The organism is Dickeya oryzae, from assembly GCF_009372235.1.
In the GTDB taxonomy this organism is placed as follows: Bacteria; Pseudomonadota; Gammaproteobacteria; order Enterobacterales; family Enterobacteriaceae; genus Dickeya; species Dickeya oryzae.
This window is the reverse complement of the sequence record NZ_ML762920.1, coordinates 85,750-108,211: the sequence shown is the minus strand read 5'-3', so window position 1 is coordinate 108,211 and position 22,462 is coordinate 85,750. Positions and strand designations below refer to the sequence as shown.

The window sequence follows — 22,462 nt, the reverse complement described above, 5'->3', positions numbered from 1 at the left end:
TGACAGAGCAATAATCAGCCAACGATAGTCAGTCAACAAAGTACCAGTAACCGCTGTTAACCAGAGCGGTCAACTGGGCAAGGAAAGACGGATCATCCAGCGTGTCGCCAAATCGCCCGATGTTCAGCACGTCATATTGTGCCAGGGCAGCGATCGCCTGTGGTGGGTGGTTCTCCAGCCGCTCGCCGTTGACGAAACAGGTTTCGCCAATACGCAATACCCGCAATCCGCCAAGACGGCGCAATGCCTCGCCCTGCTGTAACAGGTCGTATACTTCGCCTGGCTGGTAAGGCGGCTCCGGCGGTGCCAAATCCAGCTCATGCCGTGACTGGGATGCAAATTCGCCGAACCATTGATGAAAAGCGTCTTTGTGCTGCACCAGTTCCAGCATCATGTGCTGAAGTTTATCCAGCTCCTGCGGTAACACGTCGGCTGGATGGGCGCGAGAAGGAATATCCGGGTCACTGTAGCGTTGGCCACCCAGTTCGCGGGACAACACATAGTCGGCGAAACCACTGACCAGCTCGCGGGAACTGGGAGCACGGAACCCGACCGAGTAGTTGAGCGAGTTTTCCAGTGAATAGCCTTCGTGCGGAAAACCCGGCGGAATATAGAGAATATCGCCGGGTGCCATTTCTTCATCAATAATGGCGTCGAACGGTGCAACCTGCAGCAAGTCAGGATGTGGGCAATGCTGCTTCATTGGCACCTTGTCGCCAACGCGCCAGCGACGGCGTCCGGTGCCCTGAATAATAAACACATCGTATTGGTCAAGGTGCGGGCCGACGCCGCCGCCGGGCACCGAGAATGAAATCATCAGGTCGTCAATACGCCAGTCAGGTAACTGACGGAAAGGGCGCATCAACGCGGCAGAAGGCTCATGCCAGTGGTCGACGGCTTGTACCAGTAAAGACCAGTTGCTTTCTCCCAGATGGTCATAGCTTTCAAACGGGCCGTGGCTGACATCCCAGCGGCCGTCACGATGGCTGACCAGACGGCTGTCTACCTCGTTTTCCATCGCAAGCCCCGCTAATTCGTCCGGGCTAATGGGATCAAGAAAATGAGGAAAACCGGCTTTGATGATTACCGGCTTTTTTTGCCAGTGGTGTGTCAGGAAGTCCTGCCAGTCAAGATTAAGTTGGTAGTCCATAACGCATTTCCAGTAACAGGGAGCTATCGACGATTATAACGAAGTCGCCGTGATGGTGTTTGCCCTTTATTCACAGATGAGATGGCAGGCTGAAAAGCGCGGTCGATGCGCTCGACCGCAGGCAATAACGATGGGGGTTGTCGCTAACCGCGCTGTTAATAACAAGGTTGATGTTAATAACAAGGTTAATGACAACCGTACCACTTACTACAGTGTAGGTGATTCGCAGCGGAGCGCATTAATTATCATTCTGGCCGAGGTGCTGCTGACCGAAAATCGCTTCGACTTTGGCACCACCAAGTGTGCTGGAACCGATGAGAATTTCGCCCTGATATTGCTCGATGATTTCAGCGGCAACGGATAGCCCAATGCCTTGCCCCGGGCGCAATGTGTCCGCCCGTTGTCCGCGCTGGAATATGACTTCGCGCTTGCTGTCAGGAATACCAGGGCCGTCATCATCAACAACCAGATGCAGTTTTTGGCCGGAATAGCGGGCGCTGATTTCAACGAACTCCAGACAATACTTACAGGCGTTGTCGAGAATATTGCCCATAACTTCCATAAAGTCGTTTTTCTCGCCAATAAAAGTCAGCTCGGGGGCAATGTCCATGGTCAGCACAACACCTTTACGTTGGTACACCTTATTCAGCGCGGAGCAGAGCGCATCGAGCTGTGCCGGCACGGAGTGCACTTCCCGAATGATAGTGAGGTGTTCGGTCCGCACGCTGGCGCGATGCAGGTAATAGCCGATTTGCTGCGAGATACGGCTGATTTGCGTCAGCATGATGGGTTCGGCTTGTTCGATGGTTAGCTCTTTGCCGGTGCGTAACGAGCGTAATGTGGTCTGCAACACCGCCAGCGGCGTTTTCAGACTGTGGGTCAGGTCGGTCAGGGTCGTTCGATATTTGTGATAACGCTGGCGCTCATTACTCAACAAGGTATTGAGATTCCTCACCAGACTGTTCAACTCGTGTGGTGGATTTTCGTCCAGGTGTTCGCGGGAACCACTTTCCAGTTCGCTTATCTGATGCACCAGATGCTTAATAGGCCGCAGACTCCAGTGGGCTGCCAGCCACAATAACGGCAGTACCAACACCAGATGAGCGATAAACACGTAACGGAACCATTCCCAAACTACATCCGCCTGTTGCAGTTCCTGCGGTACCCTGTCTACCACCACAATAACCAGTTTAGGCAAACGCTCAGAGGCGGGGTAAACGTTGACGGCGATTGAATGGGTGAACGGTGTTTTGTCTTCCGAACTGTAGGCGTGCAACTTATCCAGCATTTGCGGGCTGCTGCCTTGTAAGACGGCATCACTGGTGTTGCTGTTGGCATCCAGCTCGTGATAATCGGTTTTTTCCAGCCATTCAGGTTTTATCTGGGATTCCAGTTCCGGAACGGAACGCTCCCGCCACAATATATTGCCGTTCTTATCATAGATAAACACCAGCGTAGGGTAGTTAATATCGATTTCAGGCGGTGTTGCGATGGTCAGTTGATTGTCATGCCACTGCGCCAGGCTATAAAACAGGTTGCTCTCACCACGCAGCAGGCGGAATGACGTCTTGTCAAAACTCACGCTGTATCCCACTACTGCGACAATACCGTAGGAGAGAGTGAGTGCCAGTACTACCGCAGCGGTCGAAATCAGAAAGCGAAAACGCAGCGAAAAATGAGATTTTCTCAACTTGCCGTCCAGAATTTAGATATCGAAGCGGTAACCCTGTCCGCGAACGGTGGTAATAACATCATGGGAGTTGGCAGATTGTAGTTTCTTGCGCAGCCGACCCATTAATACGTCGATGGTATGACTTTCTCGCAACTCTGCGTCGGGATACAGTTGTAGCATCAGTGACTCTTTGCTGACCACCTTACCGTTATTGCGGATAAGCGTTTCGACGATGGTATATTCAAACGCGGTGAGTTTGACCGGCTCACCATGCACCAGCAATTCTCGACGTGACAGGTCCACTTCAAAGGGCGGCAGGCTGATAATTTGAGAGGCCAGGCCGCTATTGCGACGCATCAGCGCCTGCATGCGTGCGACGACTTCCTCAATGTGAAACGGCTTGGTGACGTAATCGTCAGCACCCGCTTCCAGAACCGCGACTTTTTCCTGCCAGCTTTCCCGAGCAGTGAGAACCAAAATTGGCAATTTGACCTGATGCGAGCGCCAGCGGCGGATCAGGCTGGTGCCATCTTCTATCGGCAATCCCAAGTCGACAATCGCGATGTCTGGCGCGTGTTCCTGAAGGAAATAATCCGCTTCTTTTGCGTCCGCTGCTGCATCAACCTGGTGTCCCATTTCATTTAACTGGACATTCAGGTGATGGCGTAACAGAACATTATCTTCAATCACAAGAATACGCATGACGGTTTTCCTCGGTCCATTGCCTGATAAGAACGATCCAAACTTAGTGAATTATCCAAACTTAGAGAACTGTTAACGCGTTGTACAGGTCTTGCTGTGCTTACCGGCGCGTTTACCGTCATTTAGGATAGCCAACGACAAAAATACCTCATAGATGTAAGGTTCGTCAGCATTATCCACAATCGTGCTCAACTGGGGCTAAACGGTAGGGCAGGAAATAGGTCGGGCGACGGTGATATCGCCCGAAATAAGGTTAAAGTTCGTCAACCAGTTTGATGGCACGACCGATGTAATTGGCCGGTGTTAATGCCTTAAGACGCGTTTTTTCATCGTCCGGCAGCGCCAGCCCGTCGATAAACGCCTTCATGCCTTCCGCGTCTACTCGCTTGCCACGGGTCAGTTCTTTGAGTTTCTCGTAAGGTTTTTCGATACCGTAACGACGCATTACCGTTTGAATCGGCTCAGCCAGTACTTCCCAGTTGTGATCCAGTTCATCCAGCAGGTGGTCGCGATTGACCTCCAGCTTGCTGATGCCTTTCAGGGATGCCTGATAAGCGATAACGGCATAGCCTACGCCCACGCCGAGATTACGCAGTACCGTTGAGTCGGTCAGGTCACGCTGCCAGCGTGATACCGGCAATTTGCTGGCAAGATGGCCCATGACTGCGTTAGCCAGCCCCAGATTACCCTCGGAGTTCTCGAAGTCGATCGGGTTAACTTTGTGCGGCATGGTAGAAGAGCCAATTTCACCGGCAATGGTTTTCTGTTTGAAATGGTTAAGGGCCACGTAACCCCACACATCGCGGTCAAAGTCGATCAGAATGGTGTTGAAACGGGCGATGCAATCGAACATTTCGGCGATATAGTCATGCGGTTCGATCTGTGTGGTGTAGGGGTTCCACTGAATACCCAGTGAGGTGACGAAGCTTTCACTAAACTGGTGCCAGTCAACCGCCGGGTACGCCACCATGTGGGCGTTATAGTTCCCGACAGCACCGTTGATTTTACCCAGGATTTCCACCTGCTGCAGTTGGCGGAATTGACGTTCCATGCGGTAGGCGACGTTGGCAAATTCTTTACCGATAGTCGATGGTGTGGCGGGCTGCCCGTGGGTACGGGACAACAGCGGGATATCGCGGTACTGCTGCGCCAGTTGCTTGATGGCATCGATGATATTACGCCAGAACGGCAGCAAGACGTCACGACGAGCGGCATCCAGCATCAGCGCGTGGGACAGGTTGTTGATATCTTCAGACGTGCAGGCGAAGTGGATGAATTCATTCACAGCGTGCAGAGCCGGAACCGCCGCCACTTTTTCCTTCAGGAAATACTCCACCGCTTTGACGTCATGGTTGGTGGTACGTTCGATAGTTTTAATGCGCGCGGCGTCTTCTTCGCTAAATTCAGCGACAATCTTGTCAAGGAAAGCGTTTGCGTCGGCATCAAATGCAGGAACTTCCTTGATTTCTGCACAGGCCGCCAGTTTTTGCAGCCAACGTACTTCAACCTGCACACGGAATTTCAGCAAACCGTATTCGCTGAAAATAGTGCGCAACATGCTGACTTTATCGCCGTAGCGTCCATCAATGGGGGAAACGGCGGTCAGTGAGGATAATTCCATCGCAAGCAACTCCTGGGATTGTTTTCAAATAAATAACAGAGATTATCGCCATCCTATCGCATGACGAATCGCGTTTCATGGCAAATAACCGCGCATCGTAACAACAGCGCATGACAAACAGCATCGTCTGGTGACTAGTATCTCATGACGGTGGCTGAACCGGAATAAGCAGCCACCATCAATGAGGTGGTGTTTCTGTCAGGGGGAATGGTGACAGCGGCTCAGTATCTCTTGTGCGTGGCGTACCAGTTTGCTACGGGAGAACATCAACTGTAGTCGACTACCGCCCACTTGCTGCCACAGTACGGCAGCACGGATCCCCGCCAGCAGTACAGCACGTACCTTCGCCTGAACTTGCGGGCTTTTTAGCACATCTTGCGCGCCGGTTACCTGAATACGCGGGCCCAGTTTGCTGATGACATCCACGTAAATACCGGCGAGTACGTTAATAAACGTGTCTGAGAGCAGGTCATAATGTTCGAGTTGTCTGTCCAACTGATTGATACGGTTACCTAATTCGTCCAGTGCGGCCCGGTTATTGTTCAGGCGGCGCTCCAGCACCATCAGGCTAAACGTATAGCGCGATAACTCAGCGCCCAGACCTTCGCGTGACGAGTTGAGGATCCCCAACAGCGTTTCCAGACCCATTTTCAGATGCTGTTCCGCGTTGCCAAACACATCCATCGTACTGGATGGGTTAATACTCATGATACTTTTCAGTGACGTTTTTAATGCATCCGTATTGCAACTGCCTTGATGCGCGAGTTGCTGCACCAAATAAGCAGACTGGCAGATTCCTGCCATTGCCAGCGTAATGTCATGATAATTTTTAGCCACAATTACTCCTGTCAACATCATCTGGCCGCTGTGTGGGTGCGAAATGGCGATACTGATTGCACGACCATTTCTCCCCAGCAGAAAAGTTAAAAACTGGCGCACATCTCCAGCTTTTGCACTCACATAGCTTAAAAAGGCGATGATCATGCCATAAAAATCAGGATGAACCCAAGCACAACCGGGCAAAACCCGGCACGGATTGCAAATCGCTCACCCTGATCACTCGGTACTGCAAAGTTTAGTGTCACGACAACGAAAAAGGTGCCAACGCGGTGTTTTATTTGGTGTCATCAGCTACAGAAGAACGAGGAGGGGGAAGGGATGAATGGCAAAACGCATCAGTAATACAACAAAAAAGGACAGCAAACAGGAAAGAAAAGGGGAAATCAGAAGAGAAAAGTCAGGAGAAAACCAGAGAAGCGTTGAGGCTCCTCTGGTCGAGTGCGGTGTGAACCGATTATGGCACCATACGCAGGCGTTCTTCGATGATGCCGCCACCAAGGCAGATTTCACCCTGATAGAACACAGCGGACTGGCCCGGCGTGACAGCGGCGACCGGTTCGTCAAAGCGGACTTCGATACGGTCTGCATCCAGCGGTGTCAGCAAACAAGGGATATCTGCCTGACGATAGCGGGTTTTTACCGTGCAACGCAGCGGTGCGCTCAGCGGCTCGCGGTCAACCCAGTGGAGTTGTTGTGCAATCAAGCCAACGGACATCAGGCGGGGATGTTCATGCCCTTGTGCGACGTACAACACGTTGCTGGCGACATCTTTATCAACCACATACCACGGGTCATCGCCGCCTTCTTTAACGCCACCAATGCCGAGGCCTTTGCGTTGCCCCAGCGTGTGGTACATCAACCCCTGATGCTCACCCATCACCTTACCGTCGTCTACAGATAAGATAGGGCCAGGTTGGGCTGGCAGGTAACGAGCCAGGAAGTCACGGAACTTGCGCTCCCCAATAAAGCAGATGCCGGTCGAGTCTTTTTTCCTGGCGGTTGCCAGGTCCAACTGCTCGGCGATTTTCCGCACTTCGGTTTTTTCCAGCTCACCCACCGGGAACAGACTTTGTGCCACCTGCTGGTGACTCAGGGTATAAAGGAAATAGCTCTGGTCTTTGTTGCCGTCCAGACCACGCAGCAGACGGCTTTTACCGTCGATATCCTGACGGCGGACATAATGGCCGGTAGCAATGTAGTCGGCACCTAAATCTTCGGCCGCAAACTCCAGAAATGCTTTGAATTTGATTTCTTTGTTGCACAGAATATCCGGGTTAGGCGTACGACCTGCGCGGTATTCCGCCAGAAAATGCTCAAAAACATTGTCCCAGTACTCGGCGGCGAAATTCACGGTGTGTAGCGTTATGCCTAACTTGTCGCAGACCGCTTGCGCATCGGCCAGGTCGGTGGCGGCGGAGCAATACTCCGTGTCGTCATCCTCTTCCCAGTTTTTCATGAACAGGCCTTCCACCTGATACCCTTGCTGTTGCAACAGATAGGCGGATACCGATGAGTCAACACCGCCGGACATACCGACAATGACTTTTTTCTGGCTGTTATCTGACATGGACATCTCGCGAACTCAAACTCAGTGAGGTGGTGTAAAGCGTTAAAGCGAAAATAAGCGCGATAGGTTAACACATTTATCGTGATCACACATTTTCTTGCGCGTCATTGATCTGATAGCGCGATACCTGAAAATCGGCTTTCAGGTGGAACGGGTCCGCCGCTGGCTAAACGGCGAACCGGAAGATATCAGGCAGGGATGGGAAATGGCCAGTTAAACGCTTCCAACAGGCTCAGCGGATAACGCTGGCCGTGCTGATAACAATGCAGGCTGGCGGCCACCAATGGCGAGCGTAAACACGATGCCTGAAGAATCTCTTCCGGCTTCAACCAGTGGCAACAGAGAATGTCGCTATCGTGCGGCGTGGTTGGGAGCCGTTCGGGTAGATCAATCGTGAAGCTAAAGCGCAGAAAAGGGGTGCTATCTGGTGCGATCCATTGGTGAAGCTGCAGAAAATGTTGTGGCATGGCTCGGATGCCGGTTTCTTCGAACAGCTCCCGTTGAGCTGCCTGAATCAGCGTTTCGTCTGCTTCTAGGTGCCCTGCTGGTTGGTTCCATAGCCGACGATGGTTGATTTCTTCTTCCACCACCAGAAAATGGCCTTCTGCCTGAACAACGCAGGCCACGGTTACATGCGGTTTAAACATGATCAATCTCCTTCCAGTCGCCGGGGAGTAATCCATCAAGAGTGTGGTTAGCCATACTGTAGCGAATCAAACGCAGTGTCGGATAGCCGATATGCGCCGTCATCCGTCTTACCTGACGATTACGGCCTTCATAGAGTGTGATTTTTAGCCAGCTCACCGGAATGTTTTTACGTTCGCGGATAGGTGGCTGGCGTGGCCACAGCCAGGTGGGTTCATCTACACGTTCTGCGCCCGCAGGCAGTGTAGGGCCATCGTTTAACACCAAACCGGTGCGAAAGGCACGCAACGCATCTTCATCGGGAATGCCTTCGACCTGGGCATAGTAAATTTTGGGGGTCTGCTTGCCGGGTTGGGTCAGCCGTGCCTGCAATTTACCGTCATTAGTCAGGATGAGCAGGCCTTCGCTGTCCCGATCGAGCCGCCCGGCAGCGTAGATATCGCGAAAGGGAACGTAGTCTTTCAGCGTGGCGCGACCGCCTTCATCGGTAAACTGAGAAAGCACATCGAACGGTTTATTGAGCAAGACGATGCGCCTTTGGGTGACGACGACAGGCTCATTTTTTTTTGGTCGAGAGCTGAATCGTTTAAGTTGGTGATTTCTAACAGGGAATTTATTCATCTTATTACTGGCTGTGAATGACAAAAACATTATACTCGAAATGGTTTGTGATTGGCTCAGGCTAAATATTCAAGTAGTATTGACACGCATCTTACAAGTCATTAACAAAATGGCGCTCGAAGGAGAGGTTAATGGAAAGTAAAGTAGTTGTACCGGCAGAAGGGCAAAAAATCACGGTTGACGCCCAGGGTAAACTGGTCGTGCCTGCTAATCCGATCATTCCGTTCATCGAAGGTGACGGTATCGGTGTTGATGTTACGCCAGCCATGATTAACGTTGTCGATGCCGCGGTAAACAAAGCCTATCAGGGTAAGCGCAAAATTTCCTGGATGGAAATTTACACCGGTGAGAAATCCACTCAGGTGTATGGTCAAGATGTTTGGTTGCCAGATGAAACGCTGGATCTGATCCGCGAATATCGCGTTGCTATCAAAGGGCCGCTGACTACGCCGGTAGGTGGTGGTATCCGCTCTTTAAACGTGGCACTGCGTCAGCAACTGGATTTGTACGTCTGTCTGCGTCCGGTTCGTTACTATGAAGGTACGCCGAGCCCGGTGAAACAACCCGAACTGACTGACATGGTCATCTTCCGTGAAAACGCTGAAGACATTTATGCCGGTATCGAGTGGAAAGCTGGCACACCGGAAGCGGACAAAGTCATCAAGTTCCTGCAAGACGAAATGGGTGTGAAGAAAATCCGTTTCCCGCAGCAGTGTGGTATCGGTATAAAACCGTGTTCCGAAGCCGGGACCAAGCGTCTGGTTCGTGCTGCTATTGAATACGCTATCACCAATGATCGCGATTCTGTCACGCTGGTGCACAAAGGCAACATCATGAAGTTCACCGAAGGCGCGTTCAAAGACTGGGGTTACCAGCTGGCTCGCGAAGAGTTCGGCGGCGAACTGATCGACGGTGGGCCGTGGGTGAAAATCAAGAACCCGAAAACCGGCAAAGACATCATCGTTAAAGATGTGATTGCTGATGCCTTCCTGCAGCAGATCCTGCTGCGTCCGGCCGAATATGATGTCATCGCTTGTATGAACCTCAACGGTGACTATATTTCTGATGCGCTGGCAGCGCAGGTCGGCGGGATCGGTATCGCTCCGGGGGCTAACATTGGTGACGAATGTGCACTGTTTGAAGCGACTCACGGTACGGCACCGAAGTATGCTGGTCAGGACAAAGTGAACCCAGGTTCGGTCATTTTGTCTGCTGAGATGATGCTGCGCCACCTGCAGTGGTTTGAAGCCGCTGACCTGATCGTGAAAGGGATGGAAGGCGCTATCAGGAACAAGACGGTCACCTATGACTTCGAACGTCTGATGGAAGGCGCTACGCTGCGTAAATGTAGCGAATTCGCTCAGGATATCATCAGCAACATGTAACCGATGGCGACATCGCACCAAGCCTCACGGTGGTCAGGCTTCCGTGAGGTTTTTTTATCTCTGGCGATGTACGATTCGTGCAGTCTCTCCGATGTATTCCCTTGTAGACCTTATTAATTTTACGGTTATTACACTCTACTTTTTCCTCCTTCGCTTTTTTGTGCTATCAATTTTGAACCGTCACTTTACATTCTCTTCTCGTTTTTGATGCTTTTTATCCGAATTCATTGTCGATACTTGGTTGTTATAACACCAGAGGACGAATAGTGATTTGTTTTGTTGCCCGTTTTGACATCGAGTCAGAATAGAAACTGAGGTTGATATATCATCAGTCAGCTAATTGTTGTTTTGATTTTATACGTCGATTCCCTTAATGAAAAAGTCTTTTCCAGTATTTGACCGTTCGGAGAAAAAATATCCGGTGATTGGTTGGCTATGGAAAGTTACCGATAATAAACATTTATAGCGATAAGTTATCAAGTTTTGATTGATGATTGGGAATAACGATCTATTAGAATAATTAACCACTTGCGTTTATCGCTATTTTTATTAAAAGCAGAGAATCTCTGAAAATGTTGGAATCAGGGTCTTCCTCCTCGTCGGCATTTTGCTATTCTGTTGGCGCTGGCCGGTAATTTGCATGAACGATGAGCTCCCTGGCATGGGGAAGAGACAGAGTAAAGAGGGATAGTAGCCAGTTATCGTTTTAAATTTAATCGAAAGATATCGATGGATTTTATTCGTCGATGATTTTTTTTGCGTGGAAAGTTACGGTAAGTGCCGTCGCGGCAACAGGCTACAATTTTTTCTGACAAAAAAAACAATGGATAATGTGAGGGGAACCCCCATGAGTCGAGCCCCAGCAAATAAAGATGAGAAAAGCCGACTTGCGGCGTTAAGAGAGTACGGCATTAGTAAACCGCTGTCTGATCCTGGTTTTGATAATCTGATCAATTTGGCAGCTAACGTTTTTAACGTCCCTATCGTGTTGATTTCACTGGTAGAAGAAGAGCGACAGCTGTTTGCTGCCAGTATAGGCATGTCGATATGCGAAACCTCCAGAGACGAATCCTTCTGTGCTCATGCGATTCTCAAGAAACGGATCATGGTGATCCCCGATACGCGCAAAGACCCCCGCTTTAGAGATAACCCTCTGGTCACTGGCGAACCGCACATCCGTTTTTATGCCGGTATTCCACTTCGAACACCGAACGGCTTTCCGATCGGTGTGTTGTGCATCATCGACAACAAACCCCATTCTTCTCTTAGCGCCCGTGATGCGCATAACTTGCAGGATTTTGCCGCGTTGGTGATGGACAAACTGGAAATGCGGCGGCTGGATTTAGCGCGCCGGGCCAGCCAGGCTCGTTTTGAGAGCATTGCCGAGTCGTCACCGGACGCCATTTTGTGCGTCAATGACAGAGGGACTATCACTTTCTGGAATGAATCTGCGGAAAAAATGCTGGAATACAGCCGCGACCAGATTATCGGTGAGCACATCAGCATCATCGTCCCAGATATGTTTGTTGTGCAGTTGCACCATCTGGCGACAGATAAAACCGCAATTTTTAAAGGCAGCACAATTGATCTGGAAATCCGTGCACTGTCTGGCACATTGATATCAACAGAGTTGACAGTATCCATGTGGCGGGATCATAACCAGACACGTTATGGCATCATCCTGCGTGATGTGACGGAAAGGCAGCGTTACGAGGAGCGGCTCTTTTTGCAGGCACACCGTGACCCGCTTACCGGTCTGGCGAATCGTACCTTGCTGACGTCTACGCTGGATCAGGTGCTAAAAAACGGTGAACCTGCCGCCATCATGATTATTGATCTGGATGGCTTTAAAGATATCAATGACAGTCTAGGCCATGCCAGTGGTGATGAAATTTTGGCCAGTGTAGCAAGAAGACTGCAGGACAACGCTCATTCCGGCGATCTGGTCGCCCGTATGGGGGGCGATGAGTTCGCGATATTGTTGCCAAATCAGAGCGATGAAGAGCAGGTCGCGAGACTGGCGGAAAAAATCATCCATGATATTTCGCAAGCCGTTCCGGTTGACGACAAACAAATCAACACCAGCGCCAGTATTGGGTTAGTCATGTACCCGGCACATGGAACCACTGTACAGGACTTGCTGACCAGTGCTGATCTGGCGTTGTACCAGGCGAAAGCCGACGGACGAAACTGCTATCGTTTCTTTACCCGTGAGTTGAGAGAAGTCTTTCAGGCCCGTCATGCCTTTCAACTGGAGTTTATCCGGGCGTATGAGCAGGAGGAGTTTGAGGTGTTCTATCAACCTCAGGTCAATATGGTCAATAACAAGATTGTGGGAGCGGAGGCGTTACTACGCTGGCGTCATCCCTATAAAGGGCTGTTGGGCCCTGCGGCATTTATGTCAGCGCTGGAGCGAGGACCTTGGGCGGAACGTATTGGCGATTGGGTTGTGCGCTCAGCCTGTCAGCAGGCCTCCGACTGGTGCCGCGCTGGGGCAAAAAATTTCCGGATCAGCATCAATTTGTTTGCAGCGCAGTTCCGCTCGGGCATGTTGGCGCAGAAAATCAGGGATGTGCTGGCGCAAACCGGCCTTAAACCCAGTGCGCTGGAGCTGGAAATTACAGAGAACATCATATTGCGACATGACGAGAATATGATGAAGCCGCTCAATGAGTTGCGTAATAGCGGTATTGGCATCGCGTTTGACGACTATGGCACAGGCTATGCGTCACTCAGTATGTTGAAACATTACCCGGTTACCCGGCTTAAAATCGATCAGACCTTCGTGCGTGCCATGTGTGAATCGGCACCTGATGCGGCAATCGTTCGCGCTATTCTGTATTTAGGAAAAAGCTTTGGTCTGGATGTGATCGCCGAAGGCGTGGAAACGCAGGATCAGTGTGAAAGACTGCTTAATAAAGGGTGTGAGCAGGCTCAGGGCTATCTGTTTGGTCGGCCGATGCCGGCAGCGGAGTTCGAGAAATTGCTCGATCTGGAGGATACGCCTCTGGGGTGATGCTTCATGAGGCGATGTAGCCGAATCGGCCTGTCAGTGAATTGCGAATAAGACCGGGGCATTTTTTGTCACCAGTATGGTTCAGTGCGAAAGCGGCAGACAGTCTCTGTATTGCTGCCATTAACCATACCGTTTTAGCAGGGATGGTGGGCTGGGGCGGGGGATCTTAACAGGATGAACATTCCTCCACTATAAAATCCGTTATATTTACTTACATCACCATTTGCGCATCAGTCAGGCACTAATCTGACTGATATTGAACGCAAACTATATGTCTCTGCCAGATATCCTACCCAAATAAGGTTTAGAGATAATTCATGCTCTGAGCATGCAATTTCCTTGTTTTATCCAAATTAAGCCTGAGTAAAAGTGTAAAGTTATGTTAATTTGGTAACATAAAGGTTATGGATGCTTGAAAATGACGAAGCAGCCCATACGATGTGGTTGTTGCAAACACTTTTGTTGCTTTTGCTGAAAGAGGAAATCTTAATTATATGATGCGTATTGCGCTTTTCCTGCTCACCAACCTGGCGGTGATGGTGGTATTCGGGCTGGTACTCAGCCTGACGGGAGTCCAGCACAACAGCATGGCAGGCTTGATTATCATGGCCGGTGTGTTTGGTTTCGGCGGGTCGATTGTTTCGCTGCTGATGTCTAAATGGATGGCGCTGCGCTCCGTCGGCGGTGAGGTGATTGAACAGCCCCGTGATGAAACCGAGCGCTGGTTACTGGATACCGTGCGGATGCAGTCTCAGCAGGCGGGTATCGCCATGCCACAGGTTGCTATCTATCATGCTCCCGATATCAATGCATTTGCGACAGGCGCACGTCGCGACAGTTCGTTGGTCGCGGTTAGCACCGGGTTATTGCAGAATATGAGCCGTGACGAGGCCGAAGCGGTTATTGCTCATGAAATCAGTCACATCGCTAACGGTGACATGGTCACGATGACGTTGGTACAAGGTGTAGTGAATACCTTCGTTATTTTTATCTCACGCATCATTGCGCAAATTGTGACCGGTTTTCTTTCTGGTAACCGTGACGATGGCGAAGAGAGTGGCAACGGTAACCCACTGGTTTATATGGCCGTTTCCATGGTGCTGGAACTGGTGTTTGGTATTTTGGCCAGCATCATCACCATGTGGTTCTCCCGCTATCGTGAATTCCATGCTGATGCCGGTTCGGCGAAACTGGTTGGCCGCGAGAAAATGATTGCTGCGTTACAGCGCCTGAAAACCAGCTATGAACCGCAGGAGGCCAGTAGCATGATGGCATTCTGTATCAACGGTAAGTCCAAGTCTCTTAGCGAATTGTTCATGTCGCATCCGCCGCTGGACAAACGTATTGAGGCGTTGCGTTCTGGTGAGTACCTCAAATAGTCCGCGCGCACTAATCAACGTGCACGTGTTCAATGAGAGCGTTTTATGTACAAAGGCCCTGTAGGGCCTTTGTTTTTTCTGGTAATCAGTCCGTGTACCGCCGTCTTATCCGGCGTCCTGTCTGGCAAAATAATCTTGCGCAAACGCAAACAGTCAGTGAAAAGCGAAAGAATGTTTTATAAAATAAAACCGCGATCACGGAAAAATGAAACATTGTTTCTACAATACCGGTATAACAAGGCGATTTGCCGGAGTGACAGGTTCTTTCACCTGGCGGCGTCTGATTTTTCACGATAAGCGCTAAGGATTTACGGATGGCCAAAGGTAAAAAGCTTTCTTTTACGTTCCATTCCTACCAGGATTCAGTCACCGGCACCGAAGTGGTGCGTCTCACCCCTCCTGATGTCATCTGCCACCGCAACTACTTCTACCAGAAGTGTTTTTCCAATGATGGTAGCAAACTGCTGTTTGGCGGGGCATTTGATGGACCGTGGAACTATTATTTGTTAGACCTGAAAACTCAGCAGGCTACTCAACTGACCGAAGGTACTGGCGACAATACCTTTGGCGGCTTCCTGTCTCCGAACGATGACGCACTGTATTATGTGAAGAATGTCCGCAACCTGATGCGCGTTGATCTTAACACACTGGAAGAAACCAATATCTATCAGGTACCGGATGACTGGGTCGGATACGGTACCTGGGTCGCCAACTCTGATTGCACCAAGATGGTGGGAATCGAGATCAAAAAAGAAGACTGGAAGCCGTTGACTGACTGGAAAAAATTCCAGGAGTTCTATTTCACCAACCCATGCTGCCGCCTCATTCGTATCGACCTTAAAACCGGTGAAGCCACGACTATTTTGCAGGAAAAACAATGGTTGGGTCATCCGATTTACCGTCCTGGTGACGATAATACGGTCGCCTTCTGTCACGAAGGCCCGCATGACCTGGTGGATGCCCGCATGTGGTTTATCAATGAAGATGGTACCAACATGCGCAAAGTGAAAGAGCATGCGCCAGGTGAAAGCTGTACTCATGAATTCTGGGTGCCGAATGGCTCTGCACTGGCTTATGTTTCTTATCTGAAAGGCAGCACTAACCGCTTTATTTGCAGTGTTGACCCCGTTACGCTGGAAAACCGTCAACTGACAGAAATGCCGCCGTGCTCGCATCTGATGAGTAACTATGATGGCACGTTAATGGTCGGGGATGGCTGCAACGCCCCCGTAGATGTGAAAGATGACGGTGGCTACAAGATTGAAAACGATCCTTTCTTGTATGTGTTCAACATGAAGACTGGGAAACATTTCCAGGTTGCACAACACAATACGTCATGGGAAGTACTGGAAGGCGACCGTCAGGTGACGCATCCGCATCCATCATTCACACCGGACGATAAACATATTCTGTTTACGTCGGATGTTGATGGTAAACCGGCGCTCTATCTGGCCAAAGTGCCTGATTCTGTCTGGCACTAACAGTACCTGCAACCGTGCCCACCAAGGGCGCGGTTTTTTTCGCTTTACAATAATATTATTAATCCGGCAGTACTATTGCAGTGGGCAATATTTAATCATGTTGTCTGTTATAGTAATGCCTGATTGCCATATTCAGAGCGTTCCCTTTATACTAAAACAAGTGTTCTATTTTTTTTAAAACAAAAATACTGAGTAGGGTAACCAAAAAAATGGCTATTGCAGATTTAGATAAACAACCCGATTCCGTGTCGTCAGTCTTAAAGGTTTTTGGTATTTTGCAGGCATTAGGCGAAGAGCGTGAAATTGGCATCACTGAACTATCACAACGTGTGATGATGTCTAAAAGTACGGTTTATCGCTTCCTGCAGACGATGAAATCGCTGGGATATGTTGCTCAGGAAGGTGAGTCAGAGAAATATTCACTGACGCTGAAATTGTTCGAACTGGGTGCGAAAGCATTACAGAATGTGGACTTGATTCGCAGTGCAGATATTCAAATGCGTGAGTTGTCCGCATTAACACGCGAAACTATCCACCTCGGCGCGCTGGATGAAGACAGTATTGTCTATATCCATAAAATTGACTCTATGTACAACCTGCGCATGTATTCCCGCATTGGCCGCCGTAACCCGCTGCACAGTACCGCGATTGGTAAGGTATTGTTGGCCTGGCGCGATCGTGAAGAGGTTAAAGGCATTCTGTCGAATGTAGAGTTCAAGCGGAGTACCGTGCACACTATCGGTAGTACGGAAGAACTGTTGCCACAACTTGATCTGGTTCGTCAGCAAGGATTCGGTGAAGACAACGAAGAACAGGAGGAAGGGCTGCGCTGTATCGCTGTTCCGGTCTTTGACCGTTTTGGCGTAGTGATTGCCGGTCTGAGTATTTCCTTTCCGACGATTCGTTTTTCAGAAGATAATAAGCATGAGTATGTGGCTATGTTGCATACTGCGGCGCGCAATATTTCTGATCAAATGGGTTACCACGATTACCCGTTCTGATACACGTTGCCCTTTCTGATAAAGAGTAGGGTACGTTACCAGGCTCTGGCTATTAGCCTGTCCCAGTGACAGGCTTTTTTATGGGCAGAACCTGCTTTTCAACTGGGGAATTGCGGTATGACTGTCGAATTGTCTGGCGGCACAGTGCTAGAATGCGCGCCTGAGTCAGGTTATGTAACAGGTTTTTAGACATGAGTAGTTTTGCTTCAGACATGCTGGAAGTGGTTTTTGTCGCATTGATTGTACTGCTGGTGATCCTGGTGTGGTTCTTTATCAATCGTGCCAGTGTCCGGGCCAATGAGCAGATAAGATTGTTGCATGAGATTGTTGAACAGCAGCAACAACAAATCGCGCTACTGCAAGCGCTGGTACCGGTAACGGCAACAGAGCCACAGAGCGTAGAACCGGTGACGGAACAGCCAGTATTGCCTGAAACTAAAGAAAGCGAAGTGGACACCTTGTTCAAGGATATGATCCCTGAACGGTAAGCGTTCGATGTGTGGCGATATACAGCCGAATGTACCTAACTCCGTCTGAATGCTTTGGTATTTATCGATTATCTGCCGCCTGTTTTGGCCCAACGGGTGGCATCGCCCGGAGCATGGTGCTACTCTACGCCGTCGGGCTATTATTGGCGTATCTTGCTGACCCGCTATACCGTGCGGTGGCCGTCACCATGTTGCCTGTCAACAGGATGGGACTGATTTAACAATTGTGGGTTAAATCCTTTCTCTCCGACCTTCTATATCAAACACAATTATCTTTTGTATGTGGGCTTTCGTGTGGCTCACCACTGCAAATAAGGGAATTTACATGCCTGTTATTACGCTTCCTGACGGCAGTCAGCGTCATTATGACCATGCCGTTTCTCCTCTTGATGTCGCGCTGGATATCGGCCCTGGCCTGGCGAAGGCTTGTATTGCCGGTCGCGTTAATGGTGAATTGGTTGATGCGGTTGATGTGATTGAATCTGACGCACAACTGGCCATTATCACCGCCAAAGACGAAGAGGGGATGGAAATTATTCGCCATTCCTGTGCGCACTTGCTGGGACATGCTATCAAGCAATTGTGGCCGGATACCAAAATGGCGATTGGCCCGGTCATCGACAACGGTTTTTACTATGACGTTGATCTGGAGCATACGCTGACACAGGAAGACCTGGAACAGCTTGAAAAGCGGATGCATGAGCTGGCTGGCAAAGACTACGACGTTATTAAGAAAAAAGTCAGTTGGCAGGAAGCGCGTGATACGTTTGTGGCGCGTGGCGAAAGCTATAAAGTGGCGATTCTTGATGAGAATATCAGCCATGATGATCGCCCTGGGCTGTACCATCATGAAGAATATATCGATATGTGCCGTGGCCCGCACGTACCGAATATGCGTTTCTGTCACCACTTTAAACTGCAGAAAACCTCCGGTGCCTACTGGCGCGGTGACAGCAAAAATAAAATGCTGCAGCGTATTTATGGTACCGCCTGGGCGGATAAGAAACAGTTAGGTGCCTACCTGCAACGCCTTGAAGAAGCTGCCAAACGTGACCACCGTAAAATTGGTAAGCAGCTAGACCTGTATCATATGCAGGAAGAAGCGCCGGGTATGGTATTCTGGCACAACGATGGCTGGACGATTTTCCGCGAACTGGAAGCCTTTGTGCGCATGAAGCTCAAAGAATACCAGTATCAGGAAGTTAAAGGTCCGTTCATGATGGACCGAGTGCTGTGGGAAAAAACCGGGCACTGGGAAAACTACAAAGAAGCCATGTTCACGACGTCGTCTGAAAACCGTGAATATTGTGTCAAACCGATGAACTGCCCAGGCCATGTGCAGATCTTCAATCAGGGGCTGAAATCCTACCGTGACCTGCCGTTGCGTATGGCGGAGTTCGGCAGTTGCCATCGTAATGAGCCGTCAGGTTCCCTGCATGGTTTGATGCGTGTACGCGGCTTTACGCAGGATGACGCCCATATCTTCTGTACCGAAGAGCAGGTGCGTGACGAGGTAAACAGCTGCATCAAGATGGTTTACGACATGTACAGCACCTTCGGTTTCGAGAAAATCGTGGTGAAACTGTCAACGCGTCCTGAAAAACGTATCGGCAGTGATGACATGTGGGACCGGGCTGAAGAAGACCTTGCTGCTGCATTGACTGAAAATGCTATCCCGTTTGAGTATCAACCGGGTGAAGGCGCGTTCTACGGTCCGAAAATCGAATTTACGTTGCATGACTGTCTGGATCGCGCCTGGCAGTGCGGTACAGTACAGTTGGACTTCTCGTTGCCAGGCCGTCTGAGTGCATCTTATGTCGGCGAAAACAACGAGCGTCAGGTCCCCGTCATGATTCATCGGGCTATTCTCGGGTCGATGGAGCGTTTTATCGGGATTTTGACCGAAGAGTTTGCCGGTTTCTTCCCGACCTGGTTGGCACCGGTTCAGGCTGTTATCATGAATATTACGGATAGCCAGTCTGATTATGTCAGCGAATTGACAAGAAAATTGCAAGATGCGGGCATTCGCGTTAAAGCGGACTTGAGAAATGAGAAGATAGGCTTTAAAATCCGCGAGCACACTTTACGGCGTGTTCCCTATATGCTTGTTTGTGGCGATAAAGAGGTGGAAGCAGGAAAAGTCGCTGTTCGCACCCGCCGCGGCAAAGATCTGGGAAGCTTGGACGTCAGTGAAGTAATCACGAAGCTGCAAGAAGAGATTCGCAGCCGTAGTCTTCATCAGTTGGAGGAATAAGGTATTAAAGGCGGAAAACGAGTTCAACCGGCGCGTCCTAATCGCATCAACAGAGAAATTCGCGCACAAGAGGTACGTCTGACGGGCGTTGATGGCGAACAGATTGGTATTGTTAGCCTGAATGAAGCGTTAGAGAAAGCTGAGGAAGCAGGTGTTGATTTAGTTGAAATCAGCCCGAACGCCGAACCGCCGGTTTGCCGAATCATGGATTACGGCAAGTTCCTTTACGAGAAGAGTAAGGCCACTAAAGAACAGAAGAAGAAGCAAAAAGTTATTCAGGTCAAGGAAATCAAATTCCGGCCTGGTACCGATGATGGCGACTATCAGGTCAAACTACGCAACCTGGTTCGCTTTCTGGAAGATGGTGACAAAGCCAAGATCACACTGCGTTTCCGTGGTCGTGAAATGGCGCACCAACAGATCGGTATCGAAATGCTTAACCGCATTCGTGATGATCTGACTGAATTATCTGTCGTCGAGTCGTTCCCAACCAAGATCGAAGGGCGTCAGATGATTATGGTGCTGGCACCGAAGAAGAAACAGTAAGGCATTCAAGTAACAATGTCCGCGCTGCCTTCGCGTAGCGCGGTTTTTGTTCGCCTTATCTGATTCATTGTTTAACAATGCGAAGTGGAAATAACAATGCCAAAGATTAAAACTGTACGTGGCGCCGCTAAACGCTTCAAAAAAACCGCCAGTGGTGGTTTCAAGCGTAAGCATGCTAACCTGCGTCATATTCTGACCAAAAAAGCGACTAAACGTAAGCGTCACCTGCGTCCGAAAGCCATGGTTTCCAAAGGCGATCTGGGCCTGGTTGTAGCATGTCTGCCTTACGCATAAGTAACTTTTTTAACTCAGAATTAAGACTTTAGGAGAGAGCATATGGCTCGCGTAAAACGTGGTGTGGTTGCTCGCGCACGTCACAAAAAGATCCTGAAACAAGCGAAAGGTTACTACGGTGCCCGTTCGCGCGTTTATCGTGTTGCCTTCCAGGCAGTAATCAAAGCTGGTCAGTACGCTTACCGTGACCGTCGTCAGCGTAAACGTCAGTTCCGCCAGCTGTGGATTGCACGTATCAATGCAGCAGCCCGCCAGAATGGCTTGTCTTACAGCAAATTCATCAATGGCCTGAAAAAAGCCTCTGTTGAAATCGACCGTAAGATTCTGGCTGACATCGCCGTATTCGACAAAGTGGCTTTCAGCGCACTGGTTGAAAAAGCGAAATCAGCTCTGGCGTAAGTCAGATGGAAGAGGGAGCTAGTCTCCCTCTTTTCGTCTTTGCCGCCGTGAAAAAGCCGACAATGTTCCACGATCGTAGATGAAAGACTTTCAGAACGAGCGAAATTGGTATATTGTCAACAGCTTAGAGAGTAATAACGCATCAGCAATGACAGCAAAAGGTAACGCAAGTATGAACGCTGCTATTTTCCGTTTCTTTTTTTACTTTAGCGCCTGAACATCGGGGGCTTTGCGCGTAAGAAGAGAAACGAAAAGTAGCGCCTAAGCCTCCTCTGTGGAGGCTTTTTTATTGGTTCGGATTTCTTAATTCGTAGTCATAATTCGTAGGCATAGTTACGTTTGGCGCACTGAAAACCGTATCTTTCCAATCATGATTGTCGGCCATACAGGCAGAAGAAGAGGAATGCAATGCAACATCTCGCAGAACTGGTTGCTAAAGCCAGAGCAGCCATAGAACAGGCTGGAGACGTCGCCGCACTGGAAAATGTGCGCGTCGAGTTTCTGGGCAAAAAAGGTCACTTAACCCTTCAGATGACCTCGCTGCGCGAGCTGCCTGCTGAAGAGCGTCCTGCCGCGGGCGCGGTGATCAATCAGGCGAAGCAGGAAGTACAGGACGCGCTGAATGCGCGTAAGCAAACGCTGGAAAATGCTGAACTGAATGCCCGTCTGGCAGCGGAAACCATCGATGTCTCTCTGCCTGGTCGCACGATGGAAAACGGTGGTCTGCATCCGATTACCCGAACGATTGATCGCATTGAAACCTTCTTTGGCGAACTGGGATTTGCCGTGGCATCAGGCCCGGAAATCGAAGACGACTATCATAACTTCGATGCATTGAATATTCCCGGGCATCACCCGGCGCGCGCTGACCATGACACGTTCTGGTTCGATGCGACCCGCCTGCTGCGTACACAGACATCCGGTGTACAGATTCGTACGATGAAGAAACAGCAGCCGCCGATCCGCATTATCGCCCCGGGGCGTGTCTACCGTAACGATTACGATCAGACACATACCCCGATGTTCCACCAGATGGAAGGGCTGATCGTGGATAAAAACATCAGCTTCACCAATCTGAAGGGAACGCTGCATGATTTTCTGCGCAACTTTTTTGAGGAAGATTTACAGGTGCGTTTCCGCCCGTCCTACTTCCCGTTTACCGAACCCTCCGCCGAAGTGGATGTGATGGGCAAAAACGGCAAATGGCTTGAAGTATTGGGATGCGGCATGGTGCATCCAAACGTGTTACGTAATGTCGGCATTGATCCGGAAGTGTATTCCGGCTTTGCATTCGGTATGGGGATGGAACGTCTGACCATGCTGCGCTACGGCGTGACGGATTTACGCGCCTTCTTCGAAAACGATTTACGCTTCCTCAAACAGTTTAAATAAGGCAGGAAT

Annotated in this window: 20 protein-coding genes and 1 other annotated feature; of the genes, 12 read left to right on the top strand and 8 right to left on the bottom strand. The window is 50.0% G+C overall.

All coding sequences use genetic code 11. The features are described 5' to 3' along the window. Nucleotides 1-28 precede the first annotated feature (28 nt). The 8 genes from FAZ14_RS00480 to rluE form a co-directional block, all read right to left on the bottom strand. Nucleotides 29-1,150, bottom strand: a complete 1,122-nt coding sequence (locus FAZ14_RS00480) for a ribosomal protein uL16 3-hydroxylase (protein WP_016941476.1) — start codon at nt 1,148-1,150, stop codon at nt 29-31. Between the two features lie 238 nt (nt 1,151-1,388). Next, nucleotides 1,389-2,840, bottom strand: a complete 1,452-nt coding sequence (gene phoQ / locus FAZ14_RS00475) for a two-component system sensor histidine kinase PhoQ (RefSeq protein ID WP_153507862.1) — start codon at nt 2,838-2,840, stop codon at nt 1,389-1,391. Between the two features lie 15 nt (nt 2,841-2,855). Beyond that, a complete protein-coding gene (gene phoP, locus FAZ14_RS00470; RefSeq protein ID WP_012884607.1) occupies nt 2,856-3,524 on the bottom strand; it encodes a two-component system response regulator PhoP in 669 nt (222 codons plus the stop codon). Between the two features lie 253 nt (nt 3,525-3,777). Next, on the bottom strand, nt 3,778-5,145 hold the full coding sequence (purB, locus tag FAZ14_RS00465; protein WP_016941474.1) for an adenylosuccinate lyase: 1,368 nt from the start codon (nt 5,143-5,145) through the stop codon (nt 3,778-3,780). A 198-nt stretch (nt 5,146-5,343) separates the two neighbouring features. Beyond that, nucleotides 5,344-5,982, bottom strand: a complete 639-nt coding sequence (gene hflD / locus FAZ14_RS00460; protein WP_038926304.1) for a high frequency lysogenization protein HflD — start codon at nt 5,980-5,982, stop codon at nt 5,344-5,346. Between the two features lie 457 nt (nt 5,983-6,439). Then, nucleotides 6,440-7,552, bottom strand: coding sequence for a tRNA 2-thiouridine(34) synthase MnmA (gene mnmA / locus FAZ14_RS00455; protein WP_153507861.1), 1,113 nt, complete (start codon nt 7,550-7,552; stop codon nt 6,440-6,442). 188 nt (nt 7,553-7,740) lie between these two features. Then, nucleotides 7,741-8,199: an NUDIX hydrolase gene (locus FAZ14_RS00450; RefSeq protein WP_016941471.1), complete on the bottom strand. Its 459-nt coding sequence runs from the start codon at nt 8,197-8,199 to the stop codon at nt 7,741-7,743. Next, entirely contained in the window at nt 8,192-8,818 is a 627-nt protein-coding gene (gene rluE / locus FAZ14_RS00445) for a 23S rRNA pseudouridine(2457) synthase RluE (RefSeq protein ID WP_029456356.1), read from the bottom strand. Before rluE ends, FAZ14_RS00450 begins: the two co-directional genes overlap by 8 nt. Before the next feature lie 131 nt (nt 8,819-8,949). Between rluE and icd the strand changes: the two genes are divergently transcribed. The 12 genes from icd to pheS all read left to right on the top strand — a co-directional run bounded on the left by icd (nt 8,950) and on the right by pheS (nt 22,453). Continuing rightward, nucleotides 8,950-10,203 (top strand): NADP-dependent isocitrate dehydrogenase, encoded by a 1,254-nt coding sequence (gene icd / locus FAZ14_RS00440; RefSeq protein WP_012884613.1) that lies wholly within the window; start codon nt 8,950-8,952, stop codon nt 10,201-10,203. Between the two features lie 847 nt (nt 10,204-11,050). Continuing rightward, nucleotides 11,051-13,219 carry a sensor domain-containing phosphodiesterase gene (locus tag FAZ14_RS00435; protein WP_153507860.1) on the top strand — a complete coding sequence of 723 codons (2,169 nt, stop codon included), beginning with the start codon at nt 11,051-11,053 and terminating at the stop codon, nt 13,217-13,219. A gap of 494 nt (nt 13,220-13,713) precedes the next feature. Then, the gene (gene htpX / locus FAZ14_RS00430) at nt 13,714-14,598 is read left to right on the top strand and encodes a protease HtpX (RefSeq protein WP_016941467.1); all 885 of its coding nucleotides are present in this window, start codon (nt 13,714-13,716) and stop codon (nt 14,596-14,598) included. A gap of 314 nt (nt 14,599-14,912) precedes the next feature. Next, nucleotides 14,913-16,079 carry an oligogalacturonate lyase gene (gene ogl / locus FAZ14_RS00425; protein WP_016941466.1) on the top strand — a complete coding sequence of 389 codons (1,167 nt, stop codon included), beginning with the start codon at nt 14,913-14,915 and terminating at the stop codon, nt 16,077-16,079. Between the two features lie 209 nt (nt 16,080-16,288). Next, nucleotides 16,289-17,080, top strand: a complete 792-nt coding sequence (kdgR, locus tag FAZ14_RS00420) for a DNA-binding transcriptional regulator KdgR (RefSeq protein ID WP_016941465.1) — start codon at nt 16,289-16,291, stop codon at nt 17,078-17,080. Between the two features lie 191 nt (nt 17,081-17,271). Then, nucleotides 17,272-17,568: a YebO family protein gene (locus FAZ14_RS00415; RefSeq protein WP_016941464.1), complete on the top strand. Its 297-nt coding sequence runs from the start codon at nt 17,272-17,274 to the stop codon at nt 17,566-17,568. Nucleotides 17,569-17,893: 325 nt separating this feature from the next. After that, complete coding sequence (gene thrS, locus FAZ14_RS00410; protein WP_016941463.1) at nt 17,894-19,822, top strand: threonine--tRNA ligase; 1,929 nt, start codon at nt 17,894-17,896, stop codon at nt 19,820-19,822. A 3-nt stretch (nt 19,823-19,825) separates the two neighbouring features. After that, entirely contained in the window at nt 19,826-20,368 is a 543-nt protein-coding gene (infC, locus tag FAZ14_RS00405) for a translation initiation factor IF-3 (protein ID WP_071526205.1), read from the top strand. A 96-nt stretch (nt 20,369-20,464) separates the two neighbouring features. Continuing rightward, nucleotides 20,465-20,662 (top strand): 50S ribosomal protein L35, encoded by a 198-nt coding sequence (gene rpmI / locus FAZ14_RS00400; RefSeq protein WP_016941461.1) that lies wholly within the window; start codon nt 20,465-20,467, stop codon nt 20,660-20,662. 42 nt (nt 20,663-20,704) lie between these two features. Next, nucleotides 20,705-21,061, top strand: coding sequence for a 50S ribosomal protein L20 (rplT, locus tag FAZ14_RS00395; protein WP_012769671.1), 357 nt, complete (start codon nt 20,705-20,707; stop codon nt 21,059-21,061). Nucleotides 21,062-21,228: 167 nt separating this feature from the next. Continuing rightward, nucleotides 21,229-21,352 (top strand) — a sequence feature (Phe leader region). After that, nucleotides 21,234-21,278 (top strand): pheST operon leader peptide PheM, encoded by a 45-nt coding sequence (gene pheM, locus FAZ14_RS20185; protein WP_106120997.1) that lies wholly within the window; start codon nt 21,234-21,236, stop codon nt 21,276-21,278. (Overlaps the previous feature by 45 nt.) Before the next feature lie 117 nt (nt 21,353-21,469). Beyond that, on the top strand, nt 21,470-22,453 hold the full coding sequence (gene pheS, locus FAZ14_RS00385) for a phenylalanine--tRNA ligase subunit alpha (protein WP_012884624.1): 984 nt from the start codon (nt 21,470-21,472) through the stop codon (nt 22,451-22,453). Nucleotides 22,454-22,462: the final 9 nt, after the last annotated feature.

Bases quoted from the DNA above. Each gene is read 5' to 3' on its own strand.
- rplT (WP_012769671.1), top strand. From the start codon at position 20,705: ATGGCTCGCGTAAAACGTGGTGTGGTTGCTCGCGCACGTCACAAAAAG.
- FAZ14_RS00480 (WP_016941476.1), bottom strand. From the start codon at position 1,150: ATGGACTACCAACTTAATCTTGACTGGCAGGACTTCCTGACACACCAC.
- FAZ14_RS00435 (WP_153507860.1), top strand. From the start codon at position 11,051: ATGAGTCGAGCCCCAGCAAATAAAGATGAGAAAAGCCGACTTGCGGCG.
- rpmI (WP_016941461.1), top strand. From the start codon at position 20,465: ATGCCAAAGATTAAAACTGTACGTGGCGCCGCTAAACGCTTCAAAAAA.
- purB (WP_016941474.1), bottom strand. From the start codon at position 5,145: ATGGAATTATCCTCACTGACCGCCGTTTCCCCCATTGATGGACGCTAC.
- htpX (WP_016941467.1), top strand. From the start codon at position 13,714: ATGATGCGTATTGCGCTTTTCCTGCTCACCAACCTGGCGGTGATGGTG.
- pheS (WP_012884624.1), top strand. From the start codon at position 21,470: ATGCAACATCTCGCAGAACTGGTTGCTAAAGCCAGAGCAGCCATAGAA.
- FAZ14_RS00450 (WP_016941471.1), bottom strand. From the start codon at position 8,199: ATGTTTAAACCGCATGTAACCGTGGCCTGCGTTGTTCAGGCAGAAGGC.
- thrS (WP_016941463.1), top strand. From the start codon at position 17,894: ATGCCTGTTATTACGCTTCCTGACGGCAGTCAGCGTCATTATGACCAT.
- mnmA (WP_153507861.1), bottom strand. From the start codon at position 7,552: ATGTCAGATAACAGCCAGAAAAAAGTCATTGTCGGTATGTCCGGCGGT.
- rluE (WP_029456356.1), bottom strand. From the start codon at position 8,818: ATGAATAAATTCCCTGTTAGAAATCACCAACTTAAACGATTCAGCTCT.
- kdgR (WP_016941465.1), top strand. From the start codon at position 16,289: ATGGCTATTGCAGATTTAGATAAACAACCCGATTCCGTGTCGTCAGTC.
- icd (WP_012884613.1), top strand. From the start codon at position 8,950: ATGGAAAGTAAAGTAGTTGTACCGGCAGAAGGGCAAAAAATCACGGTT.
- ogl (WP_016941466.1), top strand. From the start codon at position 14,913: ATGGCCAAAGGTAAAAAGCTTTCTTTTACGTTCCATTCCTACCAGGAT.
- phoP (WP_012884607.1), bottom strand. From the start codon at position 3,524: ATGCGTATTCTTGTGATTGAAGATAATGTTCTGTTACGCCATCACCTG.
- FAZ14_RS00415 (WP_016941464.1), top strand. From the start codon at position 17,272: ATGAGTAGTTTTGCTTCAGACATGCTGGAAGTGGTTTTTGTCGCATTG.